At 75.3% G+C, this 24,395-nt stretch carries 23 protein-coding genes; 14 read left to right on the forward strand and 9 right to left on the reverse strand.

Annotated features, from left to right (window positions below; translation table 11 throughout):
* Positions 1-12: 12 nt before the first annotated feature.
* Positions 13-1,227, forward strand: coding sequence for a dipeptidase (locus ACH5AR_RS07025; protein WP_396300324.1), 1,215 nt, complete (start codon positions 13-15; stop codon positions 1,225-1,227).
* Here ACH5AR_RS07025 and ACH5AR_RS07030 read toward each other — a convergent pair whose 3' ends face one another.
* The 3 genes from ACH5AR_RS07030 to ACH5AR_RS07040 form a co-directional block, all read right to left on the reverse strand.
* Positions 1,228-1,695 (reverse strand): CoA-binding protein, encoded by a 468-nt coding sequence (locus ACH5AR_RS07030; protein WP_396300325.1) that lies wholly within the window; start codon positions 1,693-1,695, stop codon positions 1,228-1,230. It lies immediately after the preceding gene.
* A 57-nt stretch (positions 1,696-1,752) separates the two neighbouring features.
* Positions 1,753-2,778 (reverse strand): HNH endonuclease, encoded by a 1,026-nt coding sequence (locus tag ACH5AR_RS07035; protein ID WP_396300326.1) that lies wholly within the window; start codon positions 2,776-2,778, stop codon positions 1,753-1,755.
* A gap of 106 nt (positions 2,779-2,884) precedes the next feature.
* Positions 2,885-4,222, reverse strand: a complete 1,338-nt coding sequence (locus ACH5AR_RS07040; RefSeq protein ID WP_396300327.1) for a UDP-glucose dehydrogenase family protein — start codon at positions 4,220-4,222, stop codon at positions 2,885-2,887.
* Between the two features lie 229 nt (positions 4,223-4,451).
* Between ACH5AR_RS07040 and ACH5AR_RS07045 the strand changes: the two genes are divergently transcribed.
* The 3 genes from ACH5AR_RS07045 (at position 4,452) to ACH5AR_RS07055 (ending at position 6,989) form a co-directional block, all read left to right on the forward strand.
* The gene (locus ACH5AR_RS07045; RefSeq protein ID WP_396300328.1) at positions 4,452-5,618 is read left to right on the forward strand and encodes an acyl-CoA dehydrogenase family protein; all 1,167 of its coding nucleotides are present in this window, start codon (positions 4,452-4,454) and stop codon (positions 5,616-5,618) included.
* Between the two features lie 63 nt (positions 5,619-5,681).
* Positions 5,682-6,227 carry a GNAT family N-acetyltransferase gene (locus ACH5AR_RS07050; protein ID WP_396300329.1) on the forward strand — a complete coding sequence of 182 codons (546 nt, stop codon included), beginning with the start codon at positions 5,682-5,684 and terminating at the stop codon, positions 6,225-6,227.
* A 105-nt stretch (positions 6,228-6,332) separates the two neighbouring features.
* Positions 6,333-6,989: a class I SAM-dependent DNA methyltransferase gene (locus ACH5AR_RS07055; protein WP_396300330.1), complete on the forward strand. Its 657-nt coding sequence runs from the start codon at positions 6,333-6,335 to the stop codon at positions 6,987-6,989.
* Between the two features lie 89 nt (positions 6,990-7,078).
* Here ACH5AR_RS07055 and ACH5AR_RS07060 read toward each other — a convergent pair whose 3' ends face one another.
* Positions 7,079-7,462, reverse strand: a complete 384-nt coding sequence (locus ACH5AR_RS07060) for a MerR family transcriptional regulator (protein WP_396300373.1) — start codon at positions 7,460-7,462, stop codon at positions 7,079-7,081.
* 231 nt (positions 7,463-7,693) lie between these two features.
* On the opposite strand from ACH5AR_RS07060, the gene ACH5AR_RS07065 reads away from it, so the two are divergent.
* The gene (locus tag ACH5AR_RS07065) at positions 7,694-8,188 is read left to right on the forward strand and encodes a peptidylprolyl isomerase (protein WP_396300331.1); all 495 of its coding nucleotides are present in this window, start codon (positions 7,694-7,696) and stop codon (positions 8,186-8,188) included.
* Between the two features lie 280 nt (positions 8,189-8,468).
* Complete coding sequence (locus tag ACH5AR_RS07070) at positions 8,469-9,053, forward strand: hypothetical protein (RefSeq protein WP_396300332.1); 585 nt, start codon at positions 8,469-8,471, stop codon at positions 9,051-9,053.
* Between the two features lie 21 nt (positions 9,054-9,074).
* On the opposite strand, the gene ACH5AR_RS07075 is transcribed toward ACH5AR_RS07070, so the two are convergent.
* Complete coding sequence (locus ACH5AR_RS07075) at positions 9,075-9,545, reverse strand: hypothetical protein (protein ID WP_396300333.1); 471 nt, start codon at positions 9,543-9,545, stop codon at positions 9,075-9,077.
* A gap of 37 nt (positions 9,546-9,582) precedes the next feature.
* A complete protein-coding gene (locus ACH5AR_RS07080; RefSeq protein WP_396300334.1) occupies positions 9,583-10,878 on the reverse strand; it encodes an LCP family protein in 1,296 nt (431 codons plus the stop codon).
* 415 nt (positions 10,879-11,293) lie between these two features.
* On the opposite strand from ACH5AR_RS07080, the gene ssuE reads away from it, so the two are divergent.
* The 6 genes from ssuE to ACH5AR_RS07110 all read left to right on the forward strand — a co-directional run bounded on the left by ssuE (position 11,294) and on the right by ACH5AR_RS07110 (position 18,158).
* Positions 11,294-11,848, forward strand: coding sequence for an NADPH-dependent FMN reductase (gene ssuE / locus ACH5AR_RS07085; RefSeq protein WP_396300335.1), 555 nt, complete (start codon positions 11,294-11,296; stop codon positions 11,846-11,848).
* A 345-nt stretch (positions 11,849-12,193) separates the two neighbouring features.
* A complete protein-coding gene (locus ACH5AR_RS07090; protein WP_396300374.1) occupies positions 12,194-12,961 on the forward strand; it encodes an ABC transporter ATP-binding protein in 768 nt (255 codons plus the stop codon).
* 24 nt (positions 12,962-12,985) lie between these two features.
* A complete protein-coding gene (locus tag ACH5AR_RS07095) occupies positions 12,986-13,960 on the forward strand; it encodes an ABC transporter permease (RefSeq protein WP_396300336.1) in 975 nt (324 codons plus the stop codon).
* A gap of 229 nt (positions 13,961-14,189) precedes the next feature.
* Complete coding sequence (locus ACH5AR_RS07100; protein WP_396300337.1) at positions 14,190-16,238, forward strand: hypothetical protein; 2,049 nt, start codon at positions 14,190-14,192, stop codon at positions 16,236-16,238.
* Between the two features lie 161 nt (positions 16,239-16,399).
* Complete coding sequence (locus tag ACH5AR_RS07105) at positions 16,400-17,440, forward strand: glycosyltransferase family 2 protein (RefSeq protein WP_396300338.1); 1,041 nt, start codon at positions 16,400-16,402, stop codon at positions 17,438-17,440.
* Between the two features lie 103 nt (positions 17,441-17,543).
* Positions 17,544-18,158 (forward strand): acyltransferase, encoded by a 615-nt coding sequence (locus tag ACH5AR_RS07110; protein WP_396300339.1) that lies wholly within the window; start codon positions 17,544-17,546, stop codon positions 18,156-18,158.
* A 19-nt stretch (positions 18,159-18,177) separates the two neighbouring features.
* Here the strand turns inward: ACH5AR_RS07110 and ACH5AR_RS07115 are convergent, their stop codons facing one another.
* The 3 genes from ACH5AR_RS07115 to ACH5AR_RS07125 all read right to left on the reverse strand — a co-directional run bounded on the left by ACH5AR_RS07115 (position 18,178) and on the right by ACH5AR_RS07125 (position 22,135).
* Complete coding sequence (locus ACH5AR_RS07115) at positions 18,178-19,815, reverse strand: LCP family protein (protein ID WP_396300340.1); 1,638 nt, start codon at positions 19,813-19,815, stop codon at positions 18,178-18,180.
* A gap of 217 nt (positions 19,816-20,032) precedes the next feature.
* The gene (locus ACH5AR_RS07120) at positions 20,033-21,307 is read right to left on the reverse strand and encodes an LCP family protein (protein ID WP_396300341.1); all 1,275 of its coding nucleotides are present in this window, start codon (positions 21,305-21,307) and stop codon (positions 20,033-20,035) included.
* 36 nt (positions 21,308-21,343) lie between these two features.
* Complete coding sequence (locus ACH5AR_RS07125) at positions 21,344-22,135, reverse strand: TIGR03089 family protein (RefSeq protein WP_396300342.1); 792 nt, start codon at positions 22,133-22,135, stop codon at positions 21,344-21,346.
* Between the two features lie 104 nt (positions 22,136-22,239).
* Here ACH5AR_RS07125 and ACH5AR_RS07130 point away from each other — a divergent pair, with 104 nt between their 5' ends.
* Positions 22,240-23,376 (forward strand): peptidoglycan recognition protein, encoded by a 1,137-nt coding sequence (locus ACH5AR_RS07130; protein WP_396300343.1) that lies wholly within the window; start codon positions 22,240-22,242, stop codon positions 23,374-23,376.
* Between the two features lie 54 nt (positions 23,377-23,430).
* The gene (locus ACH5AR_RS07135) at positions 23,431-24,375 is read left to right on the forward strand and encodes a DNA-3-methyladenine glycosylase family protein (protein WP_396300375.1); all 945 of its coding nucleotides are present in this window, start codon (positions 23,431-23,433) and stop codon (positions 24,373-24,375) included.
* The last annotated feature ends 20 nt before the right edge of the window (positions 24,376-24,395 follow it).

Below are 24,395 nucleotides of genomic sequence, written 5' to 3' on the forward strand. Positions count from 1 at the left end.
AGAACAGCTCGTATGACTGATCGGACGGACTCCCCCACCCCCCTGGACCGCGCCCGCGCCCTGCTGCGCACCGCTCCCGTGGTGGACGGCCACAACGACCTCCCCTGGGCGATGCGCGAGCAGGCCGGGTACGACCTCGGCGCGCTCGACCTCGCCGCCGACCAGAGCGAGCGCCTGCACACCGACCTCGCCCGCCTCGCGCAGGGCGGGGTCGGTGCGCAGTTCTGGTCCGTCTACGTGCCCTCCTCGCTGGCCGGCGACCACGCGGTGAGCGCCACGCTGGAGCAGGTCGACTTCGTCCACGCCCTGGTCGGGCGCTACCCGGACCGGCTGCGCCTGGCCCGCACCGCCGCCGACATGGAGGCCGCCCGCGCCGAGGGCCGGATCGCCTCCCTGATGGGCGCCGAGGGCGGCCACTCCATCGACTGCTCGCTGGCCACCCTGCGCGCCCTGTACGAGCTCGGCGTGCGGTACCTGACGCTCACCCACAACGACAACGTGCCGTGGGCGGACTCCGCGACCGACAAGCCGGCGGCCGGCGGGCTCACCCGGTTCGGCGAGGAGGTCGTCCGGGAGATGAACCGGCTCGGGATGCTGGTCGACCTCTCGCACGTCTCCGCCGACACCATGCGCGACGCCCTGCGGGTGACCGAGGCGCCGGTGGTCTTCTCGCACTCCTCCGCGCGCGCGGTCTGCGACCACCCGCGCAACATCCCGGACGACGTGCTCGCCCAGCTGCCCGCCAACGGCGGCGTGGCGATGGCGACCTTCGTGCCGAAGTTCATCCTGCCCGCCGCCATCGAGTGGACCCACGCCGCCGACGAGAACATGCGCGCCCACGGCTTCCACCCGCTGGACACCACCCCGCCGGCCATGGAGCGCCAGCGCGCCTTCGAGGCCGCCAACCCGCGCCCGACCGCCACCCCGGCCACCGTCGCCGACCACCTCGACCACATGCGCGAGGTGGCCGGCATCGACCACATCGGCATCGGCGGCGACTTCGACGGCACGGCCTTCCTGCCCGACGGCCTGGACTCGGTGGCGGGCTACCCCAACCTGGTCGCCGAACTCCTCGGCCGGCACTGGTCGGAGGCCGACCTGGCCAAGCTCACCTGGCACAACGCCGTCCGCGTCCTGCGCGAGGCCGAGTCCGTGGCCACCGGGCTGCGGGCGCGCCGCGGGCCGTCCATCGCCACCATCGCCCAGCTGGACGGCGTGGGCGCCTAGCTAGGGCGTGTCTGACAATTCGCCGCGCACCCGGCGAGAATTGTCAGACACGCCCTGGCCCAGCCGCGGGATCTCGACGGCCGGGCAGCGGTCCATCACCATGGCCGTCCCGGCCGCCGTCGTCCGCCCGTACGCGGCCTCGTCCACCACGCCCAGCTGGAACCAGACCGCCTTCGCGCCGACCGCCACCGCCTGGTCGGCCACCTCCCCGGCCAGCGCGCTGTTCACGAACACGTCCACCACGTCCACCGGGAACGGCACCTCGGCGAGCGAGGCGTAGCCCTGCTCGCCGAGGACCGTCTCCGCCTTCGGGTGCACGGGCACGATCCGCTTGCCGTACTCCTGGAGCACCCGGGCCACCCGGTACGCGGCCCGGGAGGTGTTGGTGGACAGGCCCACCACCGCCCAGGTGTCCCCGGCGCGGGTGAGGATGTCGCGGACCGTCGCTTCGTCGCCGTAGCTCGTCATGCCGGTGCCAACGGCCCGACCCGCGGGGGGATTCCCGCCCCGGCGCGGCGGGCCGCGTCAGCCGAAGTGGTCCTGTACGTGCCGGATGAACGCGGGCCAGCGGTGGCCGGGCGGCCGGCCGCCGAGCTTCGCGCGGTTCAGGCTCGCCCGCAGGTTGTCCTTCAGCCGGACCGGCGACTCCATGACGGCCTCGTTGCGGCGGGCCAGCCGGTCGAGCTCCTCCGGGGTGGGCAGGCGGTCGCTCTTGGCGCTGTTGCACGCCTCGTGGGCCGGGGCGAGGTTCCACGGACGGTCCAGGTCCGGCTGCGGTCCGCCCGGCAGGAAGTCGTAGCGCTTCATCAGCGAGAACGGGAAGACGTGGTCGACGACGACCTTGTCCTCGGCGGTGATCGGCTCGTCGCAGAGCAGGCAGCGCCCGTACTGGAAGCCGATCACGGCGTCGGCGATCCCGGTGACGGGCCGGCGGCGGTGGCGGTCCACGAGCACCGACCGTTCCAGGTCCACGTCGAGGTCCTCGGTGAGCAGGCCGCGGCTGACGCCCAGGGCGAAGGAGGACTCCACGATGCTCCAGCGGGCCTCCAGCTCGGTGCGCAGGCCGGGCGCCTGCTCGGAGGCGGCGAGCTGCCGCAGGGCGGGCGTCAGCACGACGGTGCGGCCGCGGCCCCGGCCGACCAGCTCGTAGAAGCGGTGCTCGACCTCGGTGCCGCCCCCGAGGTTGTGGAAGCGGTCCATGACCATGCCCGGCATCGACCGGCGGGCGGCCTCGACCAGCCGCTCGGTGGGCCGCCCGGCGGCCAGCGTCTCCTCGGCCTCCCGGGCCGCGACGGTGAGGAAGTCGTCCGCCCCGCCGGTGGCGGGGGCCTGCGGGGCCCCGCCGAGCCGGGTGGCCAGGGCCAGGGCGTACGGTCCGGCCAGCTCGCCCAGCGGGATCTCGGTGCGACCGGTGGCGGCGCACTCCAGGAGGGCGGCGCCCAGGGCGAACTTGTAGGTACGGCTGTTGCGGCCCATCAGGACGGCCTGCCGCCAGGCGGTGCGGGGGACGGGCTCCCGCCGGTAGAACTCGGCCGTCGTCTGCGTCGTCATCGTGCGCTCCAGGTCTTCGGGTGAGGACTGGAACGGCTCGGCGCGCGACGGCGTTCCGGACCTGCCCGGCGCCCCCGGGCCCGGGAGGCACGGGGCCGCGGAGGGGTCAGCTGGGGCGGCCCAGGGCGCGGTAGGTCCAGCCGGCGGCGCGCCAGGCGTCGGCGTCGAGGACGTTGCGGCCGTCGAGGAGGCGGCGTTCGGCGACGACGGCGCCGAGTTCGGCCGGGTCCAGCTCGCGGAACTCGGACCACTCGGTGAGGTGGAGGACGACGTGGGCGCCCTCGGCGGCCTCCAGGGCGCAGTGGGCGTAGGCGAGGGAGGGGAACATCTTGCGGGCGTTGTCCACGGCCTTCGGGTCGTAGACGGTGACCTGGGCGCCCTGGAGCTGGATCTGGGCGGCGACGTTGAGGGCGGGGGAGTCCCGGATGTCGTCCGAGTTCGGCTTGAAGGCGGCGCCGAGGACGGCGACCCGGCGGCCCAGGAAGCCGCCGCCGCACTGCTCGCGGGCCAGCTCGACCATCCGCGAGCGGCGCCGCATGTTGATCGAGTCGACCTCGCGCAGGAAGGTCAGCGCCTGGTCGGCGCCGAGCTCGCCGGCCCGGGCCATGAACGCGCGGATGTCCTTGGGCAGGCAGCCGCCACCGAAGCCGAGGCCGGAGTTGAGGAACCTGCCGCCGATCCGCTCGTCGTAGGCGAGGGCCTTGCTGAGCTGGGTGACGTCCGCGCCGGCCGCCTCGCAGACCTCGGCCATCGCGTTGATGAAGGAGATCTTGGTGGCCAGGAAGGAGTTGGCGGCGGCCTTGACCAGTTCGGCGGTCGCGTAGTCGGTGACCATGAACGGCACGCCGGCCGCGATCGGCTCCGCGTACACCTCGCGCAGCAGCCGCTCGGCGCGCTCGCTCTGGGCGCCGACCACGATCCGGTCCGGCCGCAGGGTGTCCTGCACGGCGAAGCCCTCGCGCAGGAACTCCGGGTTCCAGGCGAGTTCGGCGTCCGCGCCGACCGGCGCCAGCGCGGCCAGCCGCTCGGCCAGCCGGGCCGCCGAGCCGACCGGGACGGTCGACTTGCCGACCACCAGGGCGGGGCGGGTCAGGTGCGGTGCGAGCTGGTCCACCGCGGCGTCGACGTACGACATGTCGGCCGCGAACTCACCCTTGCGCTGCGGGGTGTTGACGCAGATGAAGTGGACGTCGCCGAACTCCGCGGCCTCCCGGGCGGAGCTGGTGAAGCGCAGCCGTCCGGTCGAACCCTCGTGCCCGGCCACGTGCTTGAGCAGCAGTTCGGACAACCCCGGCTCGTACATCGGGACCCGGCCGGCCGTCAGCATGGCGATCTTGTCCGGGTCGATGTCCAGGCCCAGCACCTCGAAGCCGAACTCGGCCATCGCGGCGGCGTGCGTGGCGCCGAGGTAGCCGGTGCCGATCACGGAGATGCGGAGGGTCACGGGTTCTCCTTGGATGCGGACGCGACCAGTACGGATGCCCTGATGCTATCCGTCCGCCCGGGCGGTTCCGGGCTCGCCCGCACGCCGGGGAAGCTAGGCAGCCGGAGGGCGGCGCCCTAGGATCTCTACTGAACGGTAGTTAACCGCGGATTCGACTCGCACCGGGCGTCGGCCGGCCCCCGATCGGGCGCCGACCGGGCGGCGGTCACTGAACGACGAGGCAGGCATCATGGCGGGCAGCGCAGGGGCGGCTGACTTCGATCTCTTCCGGGTCTCCGAGGAGCACGAGATGCTCCGTGAGGCGGTGCGTTCGCTGGCCGAGGCGAAGATCGCTCCGTTCGCGGCGGAGGTGGACGAGCAGGGGCGGTTCCCGCAGGAGGCGTTGGAGGCGTTGCGGGGCAACGAGCTGCACGCGGTGCACGTGCCGGAGGAGTACGGGGGTGCGGGGGCGGACGCGCTGGCGACGGTGATCGTGATCGAGGAGGTCGCGCGGGTGTGCGGCTCGTCGTCGTTGATCCCGGCGGTGAACAAGCTGGGGTCGCTGCCGGTGCAGCTGTCGGGTTCGGAGGAGTTGAAGGCGCGGTACCTGGGGGCGCTGGCGCGGGGCGAGGGGATGTTCTCGTACTGCCTGTCGGAGCCGGAGGCGGGCAGTGACGCGGCGGGGATGAGGACGCGTGCGGTGCGTGACGGTGACTTCTGGGTGCTGAACGGGGTGAAGCGCTGGATCACCAACGCGGGGGTGTCGGAGTTCTACACGGTGATGGCGGTCACCGATCCGGAGAAGCGTTCGAAGGGGATCTCGGCGTTCGTGGTGGAGAAGGGCGACGCGGGGGTGTCGTTCGGTGCGCCGGAGCGGAAGCTGGGGATCAAGGGGTCGCCGACGCGTGAGGTGTACTTCGACAATGTGCGGGTTCCGGCGGACCGGATGATCGGTGCGGAGGGGACGGGGTTCGCGACGGCGATGCGGACTCTGGACCACACGCGGGTGACGATCGCGGCGCAGGCGGTGGGGATCGCGCAGGGGGCGTTGGACTACGCGAAGGGGTACGTGAAGGAGCGCCGGCAGTTCGGGAAGGCGGTCGCGGAGTTCCAGGGTGTGCAGTTCATGCTGGCGGACATGGCGATGAAGCTGGAGGCGGCGCGGCAGATGACGTATGTCGCGGCGGCGAAGTCGCAGCGGGGGGACGCGGACCTGACGTTCTTCGGGGCGGCGGCGAAGTGCTTCGCGTCGGACGTGGCGATGGAGGTGACCACGGACGCGGTGCAGTTGCTGGGTGGTTACGGGTACACGCGGGACTATCCGGTGGAGCGGATGATGCGGGACGCGAAGATCACGCAGATCTACGAGGGGACCAACCAGGTCCAGCGGATCGTGATGGCCCGCAACCTCCCGTAACCCGCACGGGGCGGGCGGAAAACCGTGCGACGGCGGGCGGCCGCGCTCCCTAGGCTGCCCGTCATGCCCACCGCACCGCCTCCGCCCTCCGCACCGCCGTCCCCGCCCTCCGGGCTGTCCCGGCCGCCCCGGCCGTCCGCGCTCTCCCTCGCCGCGATCACCCCCGGCAACGTCGACGCCGCCCTCGCCCTGCGGGTCCGCCCCGACCAGGAGCACCTGGTGGCGCCGGTGGCGACCTCGCTGGCCGAGGCGTACGCGTACGGGGAGACGGCCTGGCCCCGGCTGATCCTGGACGACGGCCGGCCGGTCGGCTTCGTGATGGCCTTCTTCGACATCGCCTTCCACCCCGACCGCCCCGGCGACCGCCCCCGCTCCGGCCTGTGGCGGCTGCTGGTCGACGCCGGACGGCAGCGCGGCGGCTACGGCCGGTTCGCCGTCGAGCAGGTCTGCGCCGAGATCCGCCGGCGCGGGGGCACCCGGGCGACGGTCACCTACCACCCGGGCCCGGACGGTCCGGCGGAGTTCTACGCCCGCCTCGGCTTCCGCCCGACCGGCGAGACCAGCGGCGAGCAGGCCGTCGCCGAGCTGGACCTCCCGCAGCCGGGCTGAGCGGCGCGGCCGCCCGCGCCCGGCCGTGCCCGTCCTCCCTCCCCCTTTGGCTGGTGGGCGCTACCGGGGCCACGGCTGCCGGCTGCCCCGGGTAGGGTCCGGGCCATGACCGAGCCGGACTTCCTCGCCGAGACCAGGGCGTTCTACGACGCCATCGCGACCGAGTACGCCGACGCCTTCCGGAACGCGCTGGACAGCATGCCGGTGGACCGGGCGATGCTGGGGCTCTTCGCCGACCTGGTCCGCGCCGAGCGGCCGGACGGCAGGGTGGCCGAGATCGGCTGCGGTCCGGGCCGGATGACCGGCCCGCTGCACCGGCTCGGCGTGGACGTGCACGGGATCGACCTCTCGCCGCGGATGGTCGAGCTGGCCCGGCAGGCCCACCCCGAGGTGCCGTTCAGCGTCGGCTCGATGTTCGACCTCCCGTTCCGGGACGGGGAGCTGACCGGGGTGGTGGCCTGGTACTCGATCATCCACACCCCGGCCGAGCGACTGCCCGAGGTGTTCGCCGAGTTCGCCCGGGTGCTCGCCCCGGGCGGCCACCTGATGCTCGCCTTCCAGGTCGGCGACCGGCCGCTGCACCTGGAGCAGCCGTACGGGCGGCCGGTGTCGCTGGACTTCCGCCGGCTGCTGCCGGAGCGGGTCGAGGAACTGGCCCGGGAGGCCGGGCTGCCGGTGACCTCCCGGACGGTCCGCGAGCCGGAGGGCGAGGAGCGGACCCCGCAGGCGTACCTGCTCGCCCGCCGGCCGAAGCGGGCCTGAGCCCGGCCGAACGCCCGCAGAACGCCCGCCGGGCGCCCGCCGGGCGCCTGTTCCCCGTGCCCGGCCGTTCGTCCGTCCGCGCGCCCGCCTCAGGCGGCTTCGGACGGCGACGGCGGCTGCCCGGAGGCGGTGGCGATCACGTCGTCCAGCACCTCGCGGGAGCGGAGCAGGTCGGTGATCGTCCGGTCGATCCGCTCGCGCTCCGCGGTGAGCTCCTCGACCAGCAGCGGGGTGGCGATCTCGTTCGGCCCGCCGTCGGAGTCCCGCATGCAGGGGAGGATCTTGTAGATGGTCCGGCTGTGCAGCCCGGCCGCGAAGAGCTCCTGGATGTGCACCACCCGGTCGACGGCGGCCTCCGGGTACTCCCGGTGGCCGCCCTCGGTGCGGCGGGCGGCCAGCAGGCCCTGCTGCTCGTAGTAGCGCAGTGAGCGCTCGCTCACGCCCGTCCGCCGGGCCAGCTCGCCGATCCGCATGCCGTCCACCCCCGTCGTCGTCGCCGTCGCCATGGCCGTCCCGCACCGGGACCGGAACCTGACACGCATGGTAGCTTTCCGACCCGCGCCCCGGGCCGGAACCGGACCGGCGGCCGGAGCGGACCGACGGCCGGTACGGACCGACGGCCGGAGCGGGATAACACAGCGGCGCCCGGCCGGGCCCGACGGGGGTGCCGCGCGCCGAACAGGCTCTCGTGCCATGATCCCTGCATGTCTTCCAACGTTTTCTTCGACATCACGATCAACGACGAGCCGGCCGGCCGGATCGTCTTCAAGCTGTTCGACGAGGTCGTCCCCAAGACCGCCCAGAACTTCCGCGAGCTGGCCACCGGCCAGCACGGCTTCGGCTACGAGGGCTCCGGCTTCCACCGCGTGATCCCGTCCTTCATGCTCCAGGGCGGTGACTTCACCAACCACAACGGCACCGGCGGCAAGAGCATCTACGGCGAGAAGTTCGCGGACGAGAACTTCCAGCTCAAGCACGACCGCCCGGGCCTGCTGTCGATGGCCAACGCCGGCCGCAACACCAACGGCTCGCAGTTCTTCATCACCACCATCGTCACCGACTGGCTGGACGGCAAGCACGTCGTCTTCGGCGAGGTCGTCGAGGGCATGGACCTGGTCAAGAAGATCGAGGGCCTCGGCTCGCAGAGCGGCCGCACCTCGGCCAAGATCACCATCGCCAAGTCCGGCGTGGTGGCGTAAGTACCGCCACCACCTGGCACGCACCGCCCCGGAGCGGGACGTCGGACCACCCGACCTCCCGCTCCGGGGCGGTTTCGTACCCCGGTGCCCGGCCCGCCCCCGGTGCCCGCCCCCCGGCGCCCCGGCCGCCCGGGGCGCGGCGGGCAGGGTAGCCCGGAGCGGCGCCGTCCGGGCCGGAACCGGGCAATCGGGCGGTCCGCCCCCGCCGGGGCCCTACGCTCGAATCCGGACGCTCTCCCGGTCGCGTCCGAACTCGACTCCGGGGCAAGGTGGTTGACGGATGATGGAGCAGCGCGCCGGTGACGGCGAGGTGACCTACGAACAGGTGACGGTGGTCTCCCTGGTGGGCTGCGAGCCGGTCGGCCCGGCGCGGTTCGCGGTCCGGGTCGTCCGCGAGGGCATGACCGTCAAGCGGGTGGCGGGCTACTGGGTCCGCTGGGACGAGCGGTGGGGCCCGGAGGAGGTCCGCCACCACTCCCGCTGGGTCCCGGACGAGGAGTACGTGCGGCCGGACAGCGGCAGCCTGGACGGCACCCTCGCGGTGATGGTCGCCGCGTACTGGACGGACCCGGCGGGTGCGCCGGCGCGCCGCCCCGGCACCGAGACCGTGGTGACCTTCCGGCCGGGCGAGACCGAGCACGAGCTGGTGCTGGAGCAGCCCGCCCCGGCCGCCCCGGCCGCCGGCGCCCCGCACCGCCCGGCCTCGCTGTCGGCGCAGCTGACCCACGCGCGGTGGCTGGGCGGCGCCCGCCAGCCGATCCACTACGGCTTCTCGGGGGCGACGGAGGCGGCCGGGACGGGCGGCGAGGGGGAGTGGCTGGTCCGCTTCCCGGAGTGCGGCACCGGTCTGCTGCCCTACGTCTAGCGGGTGCCCGGGCCTCGTCGGTCAGCTCGCGACGGTGTGCGGCGCGGGCTCCCGGCGGTCCGCCCGCATCCCCACCTTGCGGGCCGGCGCGCCGGCCCACACCTCCCCGCGCCCGGTGGAGCGGGTGAGCACCGCGTTGGCCCCGACGACGGTGCCCGCGCCGACGGTCAGCACGCCCTCCTTGCACACCACCTTGGCGCCCGCGCACAGCACCGCCCCGTCCTCGACCACCACCCGCCGCATCGCGCTCTGCTCCTGCGGCACCCAGGGGTCGGCCCGGCCGATGGTCACGCCGTTGTAGAGCGTCACGCCGGCGCCGAGGGTGGTGTACGGGTGCAGCACGGTGCCGAAGCCGCGGTGGAAGACGACCAGCCCGGGCCCGATCTCACAGGCGGCGGGCACCTCCATCCCGTAGAGCGCGAGCGCCTCCTGGACCAGGCGGCCCAGGAGGCGGTGGCGACGGCGGCGGATCAGCGCGGTGACGAGTGGCATCCACCCAGTGTGAGGGAGTCGTGACGGGAAGTCGCGGTCACTTGGACTCCGGCACCGCGGTGTCGTTCCTGAAGGCGTCGAAGAGCTGCTTGGACTTGGCGCTGTCCCACAGCACGGCGGACTCGCCGGTCTTGGTCCGGTAGTCCGGGTTGCCGATCGGGACGGTCACCGACGCGCCGCTGCCGCCGTTGACGTCCTTCATGGCGAGGAAGAGCGAGCCGAGGTCCGTCAGCCCGCAGTCCTCGTCGACGATCAGGGTGCCGAGCGCGGAGTCGACCAGCGGGTAGAAGGTGAACGGGTTCACCAGGTTGCCGGGGGAGGCGGCCTGGTGGGCGAGGGCGCCGAGGAACTTCTGCTGGTTGCGCATCCGGCCGAGGTCCTGGTCGGCCATCTGGTGGCGCTGGCGGACGAAGGCCAGGGCCTGCTTGCCGCTGAGGGTCTGGTCGCCGGCCTTGAGGTCGAGCCCGGAGTCCTTGTCCTTGATGTCCTGGTCGATCTTCATCTCCACGCCGCCGATCGAGTCGACGATGCCGACGAAGCCGGCGAAGCCGATCTCGGCGTAGTGGTCGATCCGCAGGCCCGTGTTCTGCTCGACGGTCTGGACCAGCAGGCGGCCGCCGCCGTTGCCGAAGGCGGAGTTGATCTTGGCGGTGGTGGCCTTGACCGGCTTGCCGTTGCTGCCCGGGTGCTCGGGGATCGGCACCCAGGAGTCGCGCGGGATGCTCATCAGGGTGTTCCCGTTGTCCCCGACGTGCAGGACCATCATCGAGTCGCTGCGCTTGCCCTCGGTGTCGTGCCCGGTGTGCAGGTCGTCCTGCTCGGCGTCGGTGAGGCCCTGGCGGCTGTCGGAGCCGACGATCAGCCAGTTGGTGCCCTTGCCCGCGGCGGGGCGGCCGGGGTAGTCGGCGAGCACGTTCTCGTGGTTGAGCTTGGAGTCCGCCCAGAACCAGGTGGAGACGGCGGTCGCCATGACGGCGATCAGCACGCCGAAGACCGACCACTTCACGATCCGCCGGCGCGGCCAGCGCCGGGCCTGGGCCCCGCCGGGCCGGCCCGGGCCGCCGGGCCCGCTCTGGCCGCCGGAGCCCCCGGGGCCCCCCGGCCGCCCCGGGCCGGGGGGACGGCCGCCGGGCCCGCCGGCCCCCTGCGGCGGGACGCCGCCGATCCGGGGCTGCCCGGGCTGCCCCGGCTGGCGCGGCTGCCGTGGCGCGGCCGCCCCCGGCCCGCGCGGGTTCAGCGAGGACGGCAGCGGCGGCTCGGCCGCGCCGCCTCCGCCGCTGCCGCCGTACGGGTTCCCGCCGCCCCCCGGGCGGCCCTCCTGCCACGTGTTCATGCCGACGAGGATGCCCGACCCCGGCCGGGCTGACTCCACCCGGGGGGCCTGCCGGGCCTCTTGTAGCAGTTTTGATGCACGCCCCGAATGGTTCCGCCGAAACGTCCGGACACCCGGCGTTCCGGCTGCCGAAACGTTTCTTGACCGGCTCGAACACAGCGTGTTTGCATTTCGGGCATGGACCAGTGTTGGGCACTCACGCGTCGGCGGCACGTCGACCTGCGGCGCGGTGTGGCCTGTTCGCTCTGTCGCGGCTGACGCGCGCCCGTCGGAACCCGCCCCCGCCCGTCCGCCGGCGTGGCCCCCGGTGCCCCGCACGCCGTTGCCGGCACCGGCACCCTCCCCGCAGCGCCTCATCGCAGCGCCCTCCCGCCGCCGCACCGTGCCGCCCCCGCTTCCAGCCAGAGGTGACCCCATGGCCGTCGTCCTGTCCGTTTCCGGCTCCCCGTCCGCCACGTCCCGCACCACCCGCCTGCTGCGCCACGTCGACGCGCGGCTGGTGGAGCGCGGCCACCGGGTCGTCCCCTTCGAGGCCCGCAGCCTGCCCGCGCACGCCCTGCTGGCGGGCGACTTCGACCACCCCGAGATCGTCGCCGTCACCGAGCTGTTCGCCCGTGCCGACGGCGTGGTCGTCGGCACCCCCGTCTACAAGGCCGCCTACTCGGGCCTGCTGAAGGCCCTGCTGGACGTGCTCCCGCAGTACGCCCTGGCGGGCAAGGCCGTCCTGCCGCTCGCCACCGGCGGCTCGCCCGCGCACGTCCTCGCGGTGGACTACGCGCTGCGCCCGGTGCTCAGCTCGATGGGCGCCGAGCACATCACCCAGGGCTGGTTCGTGCTCGACCGCCACGTCACCGCCCGGGAGGACGGGACGACCCTGGTGGAGCCCGGGACCGAAGCGATGCTGGGCCCGGTCGTGGAGGGCTTCGCCACGGCCCTGGAACGCCTGGCCGCACCCGTGCTGACGGGCTGACGGACGGGCGGCCGCGGCCCGTACGGGGCGTCCCCGACACGGGCCGCGGCGACCCCTAGGGGGAGCCGGGCCACGGCCCGCAGAACCCTGGTTGAGCGGCTTCATTCCGGCGGATGACGAGTGCCGCGCCGACGGCTCCTAACGTGTTGCACACATCCCCGCCCGCCAGGAGAGGGCCCGGCCGAGTCGGGTCCGGTGGCCAGGTCCACCGGGAGGGTGGGGGCAACTCCCGGTCGAGGACTACTGCCTGCGCCATGTCGCGCGGCGGTCGGGCCCGCGAGGCTGGGGGCCGACGGGTGAGCGCAACTTCCCTAGGAGAGTCCAGTGACGACGGCACCAGCAGCCGTGTACGACCCCCAGCTTCCCGGCGGAGCGTCCGCCGTCGCCGCCTCGGCCCGTCAGGTCACCAAGGCGTACGGCTCGGGCGAGACCAGGGTCGTCGCCCTCGACGCGGTGGACGTCGACATCCGGCGCGGCCGGTTCACCGCGATCATGGGCCCCTCCGGCTCCGGCAAGTCCACCCTGATGCACTGCCTGGCCGGCCTCGACACCGTCACCTCCGGGCGGATCCGCATCGGCGACACCGAGATCACCGGCCTGCGGGACAAGCAGCTCACCAGGCTCCGGCGGGACAAGGTCGGGTTCATCTTCCAGGCCTTCAACCTGCTCCCGACCCTGAACGCGCTGGAGAACATCACGCTCCCGATGGACATCGCCGGGCGCAGACCCGACCAGGCCTGGCTGGACCAGGTGGTGGAGACGGTCGGCCTGTCCGGCCGGCTCAGGCACCGGCCCGCCCAGCTCTCCGGCGGCCAGCAGCAGCGCGTCGCGGTGGCCCGGGCGCTGGCCGCGCGCCCCGAGATCATCTTCGGCGACGAGCCCACCGGGAACCTGGACTCCCGCTCCGGCGCCGAGGTGCTGACCTTCCTGCGCCGCTCGGTGGACGAGCTGGGCCAGACCATCGTGATGGTCACCCACGACCCGGTCGCCGCCGGCTACGCGGACCGGGTGCTCTTCCTCGCCGACGGCGTGATCGTGGACGAGATGCACGCGCCCACCGCCGACTCCGTCCTCGGACGCATGCGCCGCTTCGACGGCAAGCGCACCAGCTGAGCGGCGGGGACGACACCGGTGGGCGTGGACTACATCGTCGGCGGCGGCCGAGCCGGGATCACCACCGAGATGACGGACATCGTGCGCCGCACCCCGGGCATCGACCACGTCACCGTGCAGAAGGGCTTCCACGCCCGGCTCCGGCTGCCGGACGGACGGCAGGCGAGGACCGGCCTGGACGCCGTGCCGCCCGCGTTCTTCGGCACCGACTTCCACCCGGCCGTCACCTCCGGCACGGTGGAGTCCGTCGCACGCGGCTCGCTGGCGGTCGGCGAGGCCTTCGCGACGGAGCACGGCCTGAAGGTCGGCGACCAGGTGACCGTCGACTACGGCCGGGGCCGCACCCAGGTGCTGCCGGTCGGGGCGGTCCTCGCCAAGGGCGGGCTGTTCGGCAACGGCTCCTTCGTGGACCTGGACACCATGGCCGGGGCCGTCCCCGCCGCGGAGCAGCCGCCGGTGGACACCTTCTTCGCCAAGGCCTCCCCGGGCGCCGACGTCGCCCGGACGCTGGCCGCCCTGGAGGACGGGCTCAGGGAGTACCCGCAGCTGACCGTCAAGGACCAGGCCGGCTACAAGGAGCTGGTGCGGTCCCAGGTCGACACCCTGCTGTACCTGGTATACGGGCTGGTCGCCCTGTCGATCACCGTCGCGGTGCTCGGCGTGGTCAACACCCTGGCGCTGTCGGTGGTCGAGCGGACCCGCGAGATCGGCCTGCTGCGGGCGATCGGGCTCTCCCGCCGCCAGCTGCGCCGGATGATCCGGCTGGAGTCCGTGGTGATCGCGCTGTTCGGCGCCGTCCTCGGCACCGGGCTGGGCCTCGGCTGGGGCGTCGCCGTCCAGCGGGTGCTGCGGGACCAGGGCCTCGGGACGCTCTCCGTGCCGACCGCCGCGGTGGCGGTCACGCTGGGCGCCTCGGTGCTGATCGGCCTGTTCGCCGCGCTCGTCCCGGCCTTCCGGGCCGGACGCATGAACGTCCTCACGGCCATCGCGACGGACTGACCCGGCGCCGGGGGGCGCCGGGCCCGGGCCACGGGGCCAGGGGGTGGGGGGACGACGGGCGGGGGACGGCGCCGGCGGGAACGGGGGACCCGCCGGGACCGGGACACCGGGGCCGGGTGCTGCGCGCACCCGGCCCCGGTGCCGTCGCCCGCCCCGCCCCGCCCCAACCGGCGCCGGACGCCCGCGCCCGGCGTGCGGTCCGTTGCCCCGGCGCTGGGATGATCGTCCGATGTTCTCCTCGGACGCTCCGCCACTGCCCAGCGCCGCGCCCCTCACCCGTGCCGCCGCCGCCCGCTGGCGCGCCGCCCGGACCGCCTGGCGGCTGGACTGCCGGTGGCTCGCGCTGCTGCCGATCGCCTTCCTGGCCCTGGCCGGCGCCGTGGAGCCGGACACCGCAGGGGCCTGCAACGCCCAGGGCGTCTGCCGGGAGACCTGGGGCGAGACCTTCGCCCTGTGGACGCTGCTGGCCGAGGCCGTCCTGCTGGCCGCCAGGCCCCGCGTCCTGCCGCTCGTCCCGGTCGCCGCGCTGGCCCTGTTCTGGTACCTCCCGAACGGGCTGGTCACGCCGCTCGCCCGCTGGTCCGTGGTGCTGCTGCACCTGCTGCTGGCCGCCGTCCTGATCGGCGCCGACCTCGGCCGCCGCCGGGCCCGCCAGCAGCTCGACGAACTGATGGCCCCGCCCGTCCCCTTCCCCTGGACGGCCGCCGGGGTGCCCTCGCCCGTCCAGCCGCCGCACCGGCCGGTCGGGCGGCGGGTGCTCGGCGTCCTGTTCCTCGCCGCCGCTGCCGCGCTGCCCCTGTACGGCCTGTGGGCGCAGCACCGGCAGGTGGAGCGGGACGCCGCGGCCGTGCGGGTCACCGGGACGGCGGAGGGCTTCGACCGGGACGGCCGGCTGACCGTCCGGTACCGGGACCCGCGGCACGGCGAGGCCCCGGGCGCCGCGTCCGGCAGCGCCGGCGGGCCGACCGCCCGGCTGGACGTGTGGTGGGCCGAGCGCCCGCAGCCGGGGCAGGCGGTCCCGCTGCTGGTGGACGGCGACGGGCGGGTGCGCGCGCTGGGCGACGACTACGACCCGTCCGGCCAGGCGCTGCTCGGCGGCCTGCTCGCCCTGCCCGGCCTGCTGCTGCTCGGCTCCGCCCTGGCCCACGACGCCCGCCGCACCCGGCGCCCCTTCGAGGGCGCCGCCCCCGCCCTGGCCGTCCGGGTCAGGGCCGACGCCCAGGGCGACCTGCTGGTGCTGCCGGTGGACGGCCCGGAGGACGGGCCCGCGCTGTGGCGGCTGAAGGAGCGGGAGCGCTACTACTGGGCCCGGGAGCCCCACCCCGCCCTGCCGGACCACCCCGTCCCGGGCTGGCTGCCCGATCACCCGGACGTCGAGGGCGACGAGGAGGACTACCCGGACCCGGACGCGGACCCGGACCCGGACCCGTGGCACGACCCGGCCGAGGACGGCGAGCCCGGCGACCGCGCCACCCCGGAGGAGGCCGCCGCCCGGCTGGCCAGGGCCGGGCGCACCGTCCCGGCCGTGCTGTACCGCGGCCCGGACGGCGCCGACCCGCAGCTCCTGCTCCGCCCGGCCCTGCTGGACGGCGACCCGCACCGGGTGGCGGCCGTGGTCGCCCCCGGTGCCCGGGCCCCGCGGTTGGGCCGGCGCGCCGGTCGCTACCGCGAGCGCGACCTGGCCGTCGCCTGGCTGACCGCCGAGACCGTCGCCGCCGCCCCCGCGCCCGGGCCGGGCGCCGAACCGCTGGCCGCCCACCGCTGGGAGATGCCGCTGCCGCTGCGCGCGGCGGCCGGACCGGTGGCGGCGCTGCTGGTCGGCGCCGCCGTCGTGCTGCTCGGCGACGACGGCTGGTGGGAGGGGCTGCTGCGCCCGCTGTGGATCGGCTCGCTGGCGATCCACGCCTGCGCCCAGACGCTGTCCTGGCAGCTGGTGGCCGACCGCGACGGCCTGCGGGTGGCCACCGCGCTGCGCGTCCGCAGCTACCGGTGGGCGGAGATCTCCGCGGCGGCGGTGCACCAGGGGCTGCTCACCGTCCGGCTGCGCGGGGGCCGGGAGCTGTCCTTCCTCAGCCGTCCCGCGGTCTGGCTGGCCGGCCTGTCCGGCAGCCGGTACGACCCGGCGGCGGTGGCCCGGACGGTCGCCACCGCCGCCCACCGCCCCGACCTGCGCCCGTCCCGGGCCCTGCCGGACCGCCTGGGCAGGCCCCAGCACCTGGCGAACCGGCTCGCGCTGACCGGCTACGCGGTGTTCACCGTCGTCCACTCCGCCCTCTGAACCCGCCCCGGACCGGCACGGGATCCACACCGCCTCCGGCCTGGGCGTCAGCAGGGGTACGGTGTTCTTGATCACAGCACGGCCGCCGCGCCGCGGGGCGCCCCCGGCCGCCCGGACCGGGACGAGACGGGGACGCGTCCGCACCGGTACGGTTGGCCCCGATGAACACCAAGGCTGCTGAGGAGCTGCCGGCTGTTTCCGTGATCATGCCGGTGCTCAACGAGGAACGTCACCTGCGCACGGCGGTCCGGCGCATCCTGGACCAGGAGTACCCCGGGCCGATGGAGGTGGTGATCGCCCTCGGGCCCTCCACCGACCGCACCGCGGAGATCGCCGCCGAGCTGGTGGCGGAGGACCCGCGGGTACGCACAGTGGCGAACCCCACCGGCCGGACGCCGGCCGGGCTGAACGCCGCGATCCGGGGCTCCCGGCACCCGATAGTCGTACGCGTCGACGGCCACGGCCTGCTCACCCCCGGCTACATCACCACGGCGGTCCGGCTGCTCGGCGAGATGGAGGCGGCCAACGTCGGCGGCATCATGCACGCCGAGGGCGAGACCGAGTGGGAGAACGCCGTCGCCGCCGCGATGACCTCCAGGATCGGCGTCGGCAACGCGGCCTTCCACACCGGCGGCCTGGCCGGCCCTGCGGACACCGTCTACCTCGGGGTGTTCCGGCGCGAGGTGCTGGAGCGGCTCGGCGGCTACAACGAGGAGTTCATCCGCGCCCAGGACTGGGAGCTGAACTACCGGATCCGCCAGGACGGCGGCCTGGTCTGGTTCACCCCGCAGCTGAAGGTGACGTACCGGCCCCGCCCCTCGGTGCGGGCGCTGGCCAAGCAGTACAAGGACTACGGCCGCTGGCGCCGGGTGGTCACCCGCTACCACCGGGGCTCGGTCAACATGCGCTACCTCGCCCCGCCGGCCGCGCTGGCGGCGGTCCTGCTCGGGCTGGTGCTCGGTGCGGCCGTCCACCCGGCCTTCCTCGCGGTGCCCGGCGCGTACCTGCTGGGCATCCTCGGCGGTGCGGCGGTCGAGGGGCGCGGCCTGTCGTTCAAGGCCCGGGCGCTGCTGCCGGTGGCCTTCGCGACCATGCACCTCAGCTGGGGCTTCGGCTTCCTGACCTCGCCGCGCTCACTGGCCCGAAGAGTGATCGCCAGCGTCGGCCCGTCCGCCAAGGACGTCCTCTCGAAGACCGGCTGACCGAGCCGGGCACCCGCGGACGCGTTGCGCCGGGCCGCCGCCCGCACCGGCTCCCGCGCGGCCCACGGCGCCGCGCCAGGCGGCACCGCTATCGTCGGTGCGCATGGCGACAGTGGAGGACGGGCCGGGCGCGGCCCGGATCGAGCCGGGTGCGGACGTCGACGAGCGGGCCGCGATCGGCGCCGGGACGGTGGTCTGGCACCTCGCCCAGGTCCGCGAGGACGCGGTGGTCGGCGCGGACTGCGTGATCGGCCGGGGCGCGTACGTGGGCCCGGGCGTGCGGATCGGGGACCGGGTCAAGGTGCAGAACCACGCGCTGGTGTACGAGCCGGCGGTGGTCGAGGACGGGGTGTTCATCGGCCCGGCCGCCGTCCTGACCAATGACCGGTACCCGCGGGCGGTCACCCCCGAGGGGCGCCCCAAGGGCCGACTCGACTGGCACGCCGAGGGTGTGACGCTCCGTCAGGGCTGCTCGGTCGGCGGCCGGGCGGTGCTGGTCGCCGGGGTGACGGTCGGCCGCTGGGCGCTGGTCGCGGCCGGTGCGGTGGTGCACCGGGACGTGCCGGACTTCGCCCTGGTCGCCGGTGTCCCGGCCCGCCGGATCGGCTGGGTGGGACGGGCCGGCGAGCCGCTGCGGCCCGCCGGGGACGGCGGCTGGCAGTGCCCCCGGACCGCCGAGCGGTACCGCGAGGAGGACGGGGCCCTGCGGCCGCTCTGACCGCCCGGCGCGGAGGACGCTACTTGGCGCAGACGTCGGTGTCGTCCGCCTGCACCCGCTGGAGGTCCTCGGGCGCCTCGGTGGGCACCGCCGCCGGGGCGGCGGAGGCGGCCAGCGCGTCCTTGCCGAGCACCAGCAGCAGCCCGCTCTTCGGATCGTTCTTCGCGGCCGGCCGGACGGCGTCGGCGGGCAGCCCGAGGGCGGCGGCCAGGGCGGCGGCCTCCGCCTCCAGGCCGGCCGGGTGGGTCACCGTGGTGGTCTCGGCGAGCGGGGCGTCACTGCCCACCGCGGCCCGGTCGAAGCCCTTCGCCCGGAGCTTCTCCACGGTCGGCCCGGACTGCCCGCGGGTGCCGCTGCCGTTGCGCACCGTCAGCGGGACGGTCCTGGTCCGGACGGGGGGCGCGGTGGCGGCCGCAGGCGTGCCGGACGGCGCGGCCGGTGCGGCCGCCTCCCCGGTGGCCGGGGCCTCGGGGGCGGGCGGGGCGGCGGTCTCGGTCAGCGAGCGGTCGGCCGCGACCATCGCGAACAGCTGCCCGGCGTCCGGCTGCTTGAGGATCACCCGGTTCTCGTTCCTGGGGTCGTCCAGGACGGGCGCGGTGGTGAAGGTGATGTTCTTGGTGTCCACCTTGCTGATGTCCAGCGCGAGGTCCTTCAGCTTGTCCACGCTGCCGATGCCGGAGTCCACGGTGAGCGCCTTGGTGGCGGCGTCCGCGAGCCGGTAGAGCTTGGTGGGGCTGGTCAGGGTGTCGTCGCTCTTGATCTTGCGGATCATCGAGCTGACGAACTGCTGCTGGAGCGGGATCCGGGTGAGGTCGCCGCCCTGGCCGACGGCGTGCCGGGTGCGCACGAAGGCCAGCGCCTCGTCGCCCTGCACCACGTGCCGGCCCTTGGCCATCCTGAGGTGGGAGCCGGAGTCGTTGATGTCCTTGGCCGCGCAGACCTCGACCCCGCCGACGGCGGTGGAGAGGGTCTTCACCGCCTCGAAGTTGACCTGCACGAAGTGGTCGACCCGGATGCCGGTGGTCTTCTCGACGGTCTTCCAGGTGCAGCCCGCGTCGCGCCCCTCCTGGCCGAGGCTGTTGTTGAACTCGGTCCGTGCCGCCCCGGGGATCCGCTTCCCCTGGGCGTTCTGGCACTCGGGGACGGGCACCATCAGGTCGCGCGGGAGGCTGATCACCGTCGCGTTGGAGCGGTCCTTGGCGACGTGGAACAGCAGCGTGGTGTCGGCGTGCCCGGAACTGCCCTCGTCGCCGTACTCCCGGCCCAGGCCCTCCCGGCTGTCCGTGCCGATCACCAGGATGTTCAGCGCGTCCCCGGCGGCCGCGGGGCGCTCGGAGTCGTCGCCCAGCCGGACCTTGACGGAGGTCAGGTTGTCGTTGAAGTGCCGGTACAGGTAGTACGCCCCGCCGCAGCCCGCCACCATCACCAGGGCGCCCGCCCCGGCCGTCCACTTGAGGACCCGTCGGCGCCGGCTGCGCTTGGCGAGCGCGGCGGCCCGGCGCCGGCTCTCCCGGCGCCCCTCCCCGGCCGGTGCGGCGGCGGGTGCGGCGGGCCCGTCCGGTGCGGCGGGGCCCTCGGCGGCCCGGTGGCGCTGCCGGGGGACGCCGGGGGCCGGATCCACCCGGTACCGGCCGGTGTCCGGTTGCTCCTCGTGCACGGGGGTTCCCTACCTTCGACCGGTCACGGCTGTGGAGGACCGCCCGTACGGACGGGCCGATCCGGACACACTAGACGAGCCTGACGGGGCAGTCGTTCCCGGTGTGATCCCTGCCATGTTCCGGCAATGCGGAGGTAAATACCGTACGTGCCCGAGCAATTGCGGAACCGTCCGAACGCCGGGGCCCGGGCCCGGGCCGGGCGCGGGAGCGCGGCGCTCAGCGCTGGGCGCAGGTGTCCACGTCGGCGGTGCGTCCCTCGAAGGTGGGCGAGGCGCCCGCCGAGGGTGACGCCTCGGCCGCCGCCTCCACCGCCGCCCCCGGCCCGGCTCCCGGGCCCGCCGCCCGGGTGGGGCCGGCCCCCGGGGAGGGCGCGGACCCGGGCGCCCGGACGGCGACCGGCCGGTCGTCCCGCAGCGCCGCGAACAGCTGGCCGGTCTGCGGCTGCACGAACTCGTCCCGGTCCGAGTCGTAGCGGTACGGGCGGCGCGGCGCGGTCAGGAAGACCACGTCCGCCGAGGGGATGCCGCGCAGGTCCTGGGTCAGGTCGTACAGGGCGCCGAGTGAGGACAGCCCGCCGTCCGCCCGGACGGAGGAGGTCGCGGCGTCCAGCACCGGCCACAGCTTCGCCGGGTTGAGCAGCACGCCCTGCGACTGCACCTTGCGGATCAGCGCGGCCAGGAACTGCTGCTGACGGCCCATGCGCTGGGTGTCGCTGCCGTCCCCCAGGCTCTCCCGGGCCCGGACGTAGCCGAGCGCCTGCTCGCCGTGCAGGGTCTGCCGGCCGGAGGGCAGGTCCAGCCTGGCGTCCTTGTCGTGGATCGGCTGCGGCACGCACACCTCGACCCCGCCGACCGCGTCCACGACCGTCTTGAAGCCGCTGAAGTCCAGGATCACGTAGTGGTCGATCCGGATGCCGCTCAGCTGCTCGACGGTCCGGATCGAGCAGGCCGCACCGCCCGTCTCGAAGGCCCGGTTGAACTGCGTCACCCCGGGCCTGCTGCGGGTGCCGTCCGGCTTCTCGCAGGCCGGGACGGCGACCATGACGTCCCGCGGCACGGAGACCGCCGTCGCGTGCTTCCGGTCGGCGGCCAGGTGCAGCAGGATCGTGCTGTCCGAGCGCTCGGTGCCGGCCTCGCCGCCGTACGAGCCGTTCGCGCCGGAGCGGTCGTCGCTGCCGATCAGCAGGATGTTCTCGGCGCCGCGCGCCCCGGCGGTGCGGCTCGGCCGCTCGGCCTCCAGCTCGGCGAGCAGCCGGTCGGTGGCCGAGTCGGTGCGGATGTTGCGGTCCAGCGCGCGGTAGGCGATCCAGAGCACCGCCCCGGTGGCGACCAGCAGGAACGCGACGGCGCCGGCGGTGACCATCAGCCACCGCCGGCGCCTGCGCGGGCGTCCGCTCCCGGCCGCCGGGGTGTCCGTCGGCGGACCGTCCGGCGGGGCGCCGTTCGTCGGGGGAGGGGCGGTCGGGGGGTGCTCGGTGTCGTCCTCGGCCATGGCAGCGATCCCTACCCGCCGGGCCCGGGCCGGGGGTTAGCCGAGGCGCAGTGTCACCCGTTCGGATTCCATCCGCTTCTGCCACTGCCCGGCGTCCAGCGCCTGCGAGTTGCGGCACAGCACCACCGAGGCGCCGGCCGCCAGCGGGGCCAGCAGACCGGCCTCCAGGCCGGCCCAGTCGTCGAAGGAGAGGGTGGAGAGCACGCGGTCGCCGGGCTTCAGGCCGAGCCGCACCGCTCCCTCCCGGGCCAGCGCCACGGTCTGCTCGCCCGTCAGCTTCAGCGGCAGCCCGTCCACCGCGGTCTCCAGGGCCGGCCCGTCCGGGGCGACGGGGGAGTACGGCGCGAAGCGGTCGCCCTGGCCGGGCACCTCGGCGGCGTAGTCGAGGAAGCCGTCCGGCCGCTGGGGGAAGCGGCCGCCGAGCGGGCGCAGGGCGAGCGCGACCCGCTCGCCCTCGCAGGCCTGGGCGGCCTCCAGCCCGTCCGGGCCGCTGACCACCAGGTCGGCGGCGGCCGGGTCGCCGCCCGGCACCGCCGTGACCCCGACCGACCAGCAGGCCAGCAGCCAGACGGCGCTCTGCCAGTGGGCGGGCAGCAGCAGCGCCGCCCGGTCGTCGGGGCCGGCGTTCAGCTCGTCCTGGAGGAGGTTGGCCGTCTTGGCCACCCAGTTGTCGAAGGTGCGGGCGGACAGCTCCACCCGTTCGCCGGTGGCGTCGTCGTAGAAGGTGACCAGCGGGGCCGCGGGATCGACCGAAGGGGTGCCGCCGCGCAGGAATGCGTGCAGCAGCTCGACGGGGGTGCGGGCATCGGCAGCGAAAGGCGCAGTCATGGTGCGCCCCAGCCTACGGCCTTCGGGTGGCAGGTCGGGAGGGGTGGCCGAACGGGCGCGGGGTGGCGTGGCGGGGGGCCCGGCCAGCGGCGACGATCCGTTCCATGCGCCTCTCACTCCCGGCCGCCCTGCTGGCCGGCTGCACCGCCGCCCTCCTGCTCCAGTCCGCCGCCGACGCCACCTCCGCACCCGCCCCGCAGCGCCGCGACTTCGCCGGCGGCGCTTCGACCACCACGCTCCGGCTGCCCGCCGGGGCCGGCCTCGCCCCGCGCGGCACCGCACCGTTCGAACTCCTCGGCCTGGGCTGGGACGGCCCGGCGGACGCCCTCGCCGGCGCCGTGGTCCGGGTCCGCACCCGGGACGCGGGCACCGGCCGCTGGAGCGGCTGGCACCGGCTGGAGGCCGAGGACGGGGACGGCCCCGACCACCCGGCGCACGGCGCCACCGCCCCGCTCTGGACCGGCCGCAGCGACGGCGTCGCGGTCGAGCTCCGCCCCGGGCCCGCCGGGGCGCCGCCCGGGCTGCGGCTCGACCTGGTCGACCCGGGGCGCGGCACCCCCGCGGCGGGCGCCCGGACCCTGCCCGCGGAGCCGCCCGCTCAGCCGCCCGCTCAGCCCCTCGGCCCGGTCCAGGGCCAGGCCCCGCGCCCGGCCGTCGTCACCCGGGCCGGCTGGGGAGCCGACGAGTCGCTGCGCGACGGGGACGTCGAGTACACCGGCCCGGTCCGCGCGGTCTTCGTCCACCACACCGCCACCGCCACCGACTACGCCTGCGCGGACGCGCCCCGGGTGATCCGGGCGATCTACCAGTACCACGTGCGGTCCAACGGCTGGCGGGACATCGGCTACAACTTCCTGGTCGACCGCTGCGGCACCGTCTACGAGGGCCGGGCCGGCGGCGTCGAGCGGCCCGTCCACGGCGCCCACACCCTCGGCTTCAACACCGACTCCGCCGGTGTGGCCGCGATCGGCACCTACGTCGAGGACCAGCCGCCCGGCCCACTGCTGGACGGCCTGGCCGCCCTCGCCGCCTGGAAGCTCGGCCTGGCCTCCCAGCCCGCCGACGGCCGCACCGTGCTCACCTCCACCTCGGGCGGCAGCCGCTACCCCGCGGGCAGCGCCGTCCCGTTCGACGCCGTCTCCGGCCACCGCGACGCCGTCGACACCGAGTGCCCCGGCAACGCCCTGTACGCCCGCCTGCCCGCCCTGCGCGCCGCCGCGGCCCGCCTCCAGGCCCGCTGACCGCCGTCCGCCGCCGTCGCCCCCCGGGCCTGTCCGACCCGCCGCGTATCGTTCATAAGCGGAAGCACGATCCGGGAGGCGACGGCAGTGGAGGCAGTACGGCGCTGGCGCCCGGGCGTCCCGCTGGACGTCGCCCGCACCCTGCTCCCGCTGCGCCGCGGCCCCGCCGACCCGGCCTACCGCCGCACCGGCGACGGCGCCGTCTGGCGCGCCTCCCGCACCCCGGCCGGCGTCGGCACCCTGCGGGTGCTGCCGCGTCCCGCCGCCGGCGAGGTCGAGGCGAGCGCCTGGGGCCCGGGCGCCCAGTGGCTCCTCGACCGCCTGCCGGCCCTGCTCGGCGCCGAGGACGCCCCGGAGGCGCTGGTCCTGCCGCCCGGCCCGCTGCGGGACGCCCAGCGCCGTACCGCCGGGGTCCGGCTGACCAGGACGGGCCTGGTGCTGGAGTCGCTCGTCCCGGCGATCCTGGAGCAGAAGGTCACCACCGACGAGGCCTACCGTGCCTGGCGCACCCTGCTGCGGGACTTCGGCACCCCGGCGCCGGGCCCGGCCGAGGGCATGCGGGTGGCGCCGTCCGCCCGCGAGTGGGCCCTGGTCCCCAGCTGGGAGTGGCACCGGGCCGGCGTGGACCCGAAGCGCTCCGCCACCGTCATGCGGGCCGTCCGGCTGGCGCCCCGCCTGGAGGAGGCGTCCGCGATGGGCCACCAGGAGGCCTTCGCCCGCCTCACCGCCGTGCCGGGCATCGGCGTCTGGACGGCCGCCGAGACCCTCCAGCGCAGCAACGGCGACCCGGACGCGGTCTCCGTCGGCGACTACCACCTGCCGAACCTGGTCGGCTGGGCGCTGGCCGGCCGCCCCCGCAGCGACGACGCCCAGATGCTCGCGCTGCTGGAGCCCTACCGCCCCCAGCGCCACCGCCTCTGCCGCCTCCTGCTGGCCACCGGCACCCACGCCCCCCGCTACGGCCCCCGCCTGGCCCCCAACGACCACCGCCACCGCTGAGCCGCAACCCCGCGCCGGGC

The organism is Kitasatospora sp. NPDC018619 (assembly GCF_044391605.1).
GTDB lineage: Bacteria > Actinomycetota > Actinomycetes > Streptomycetales > Streptomycetaceae > Kitasatospora.

Bases quoted from the DNA above. Each gene is read 5' to 3' on its own strand.
- ACH5AR_RS07025 (WP_396300324.1), top strand. From the start codon at position 13: ATGACTGATCGGACGGACTCCCCCACCCCCCTGGACCGCGCCCGCGCC.
- ACH5AR_RS07030 (WP_396300325.1), bottom strand. From the start codon at position 1,695: ATGACGAGCTACGGCGACGAAGCGACGGTCCGCGACATCCTCACCCGC.
- ACH5AR_RS07035 (WP_396300326.1), bottom strand. From the start codon at position 2,778: ATGACGACGCAGACGACGGCCGAGTTCTACCGGCGGGAGCCCGTCCCC.
- ACH5AR_RS07045 (WP_396300328.1), top strand. From the start codon at position 4,452: ATGGCGGGCAGCGCAGGGGCGGCTGACTTCGATCTCTTCCGGGTCTCC.
- ACH5AR_RS07050 (WP_396300329.1), top strand. From the start codon at position 5,682: ATGCCCACCGCACCGCCTCCGCCCTCCGCACCGCCGTCCCCGCCCTCC.
- ACH5AR_RS07055 (WP_396300330.1), top strand. From the start codon at position 6,333: ATGACCGAGCCGGACTTCCTCGCCGAGACCAGGGCGTTCTACGACGCC.
- ACH5AR_RS07060 (WP_396300373.1), bottom strand. From the start codon at position 7,462: ATGCGGATCGGCGAGCTGGCCCGGCGGACGGGCGTGAGCGAGCGCTCA.
- ACH5AR_RS07065 (WP_396300331.1), top strand. From the start codon at position 7,694: ATGTCTTCCAACGTTTTCTTCGACATCACGATCAACGACGAGCCGGCC.
- ACH5AR_RS07070 (WP_396300332.1), top strand. From the start codon at position 8,469: ATGATGGAGCAGCGCGCCGGTGACGGCGAGGTGACCTACGAACAGGTG.
- ACH5AR_RS07075 (WP_396300333.1), bottom strand. From the start codon at position 9,545: ATGCCACTCGTCACCGCGCTGATCCGCCGCCGTCGCCACCGCCTCCTG.
- ACH5AR_RS07080 (WP_396300334.1), bottom strand. From the start codon at position 10,878: ATGAACACGTGGCAGGAGGGCCGCCCGGGGGGCGGCGGGAACCCGTAC.
- ssuE (WP_396300335.1), top strand. From the start codon at position 11,294: ATGGCCGTCGTCCTGTCCGTTTCCGGCTCCCCGTCCGCCACGTCCCGC.
- ACH5AR_RS07100 (WP_396300337.1), top strand. From the start codon at position 14,190: ATGTTCTCCTCGGACGCTCCGCCACTGCCCAGCGCCGCGCCCCTCACC.
- ACH5AR_RS07105 (WP_396300338.1), top strand. From the start codon at position 16,400: ATGAACACCAAGGCTGCTGAGGAGCTGCCGGCTGTTTCCGTGATCATG.
- ACH5AR_RS07110 (WP_396300339.1), top strand. From the start codon at position 17,544: ATGGCGACAGTGGAGGACGGGCCGGGCGCGGCCCGGATCGAGCCGGGT.
- ACH5AR_RS07120 (WP_396300341.1), bottom strand. From the start codon at position 21,307: ATGGCCGAGGACGACACCGAGCACCCCCCGACCGCCCCTCCCCCGACG.
- ACH5AR_RS07125 (WP_396300342.1), bottom strand. From the start codon at position 22,135: ATGACTGCGCCTTTCGCTGCCGATGCCCGCACCCCCGTCGAGCTGCTG.
- ACH5AR_RS07130 (WP_396300343.1), top strand. From the start codon at position 22,240: ATGCGCCTCTCACTCCCGGCCGCCCTGCTGGCCGGCTGCACCGCCGCC.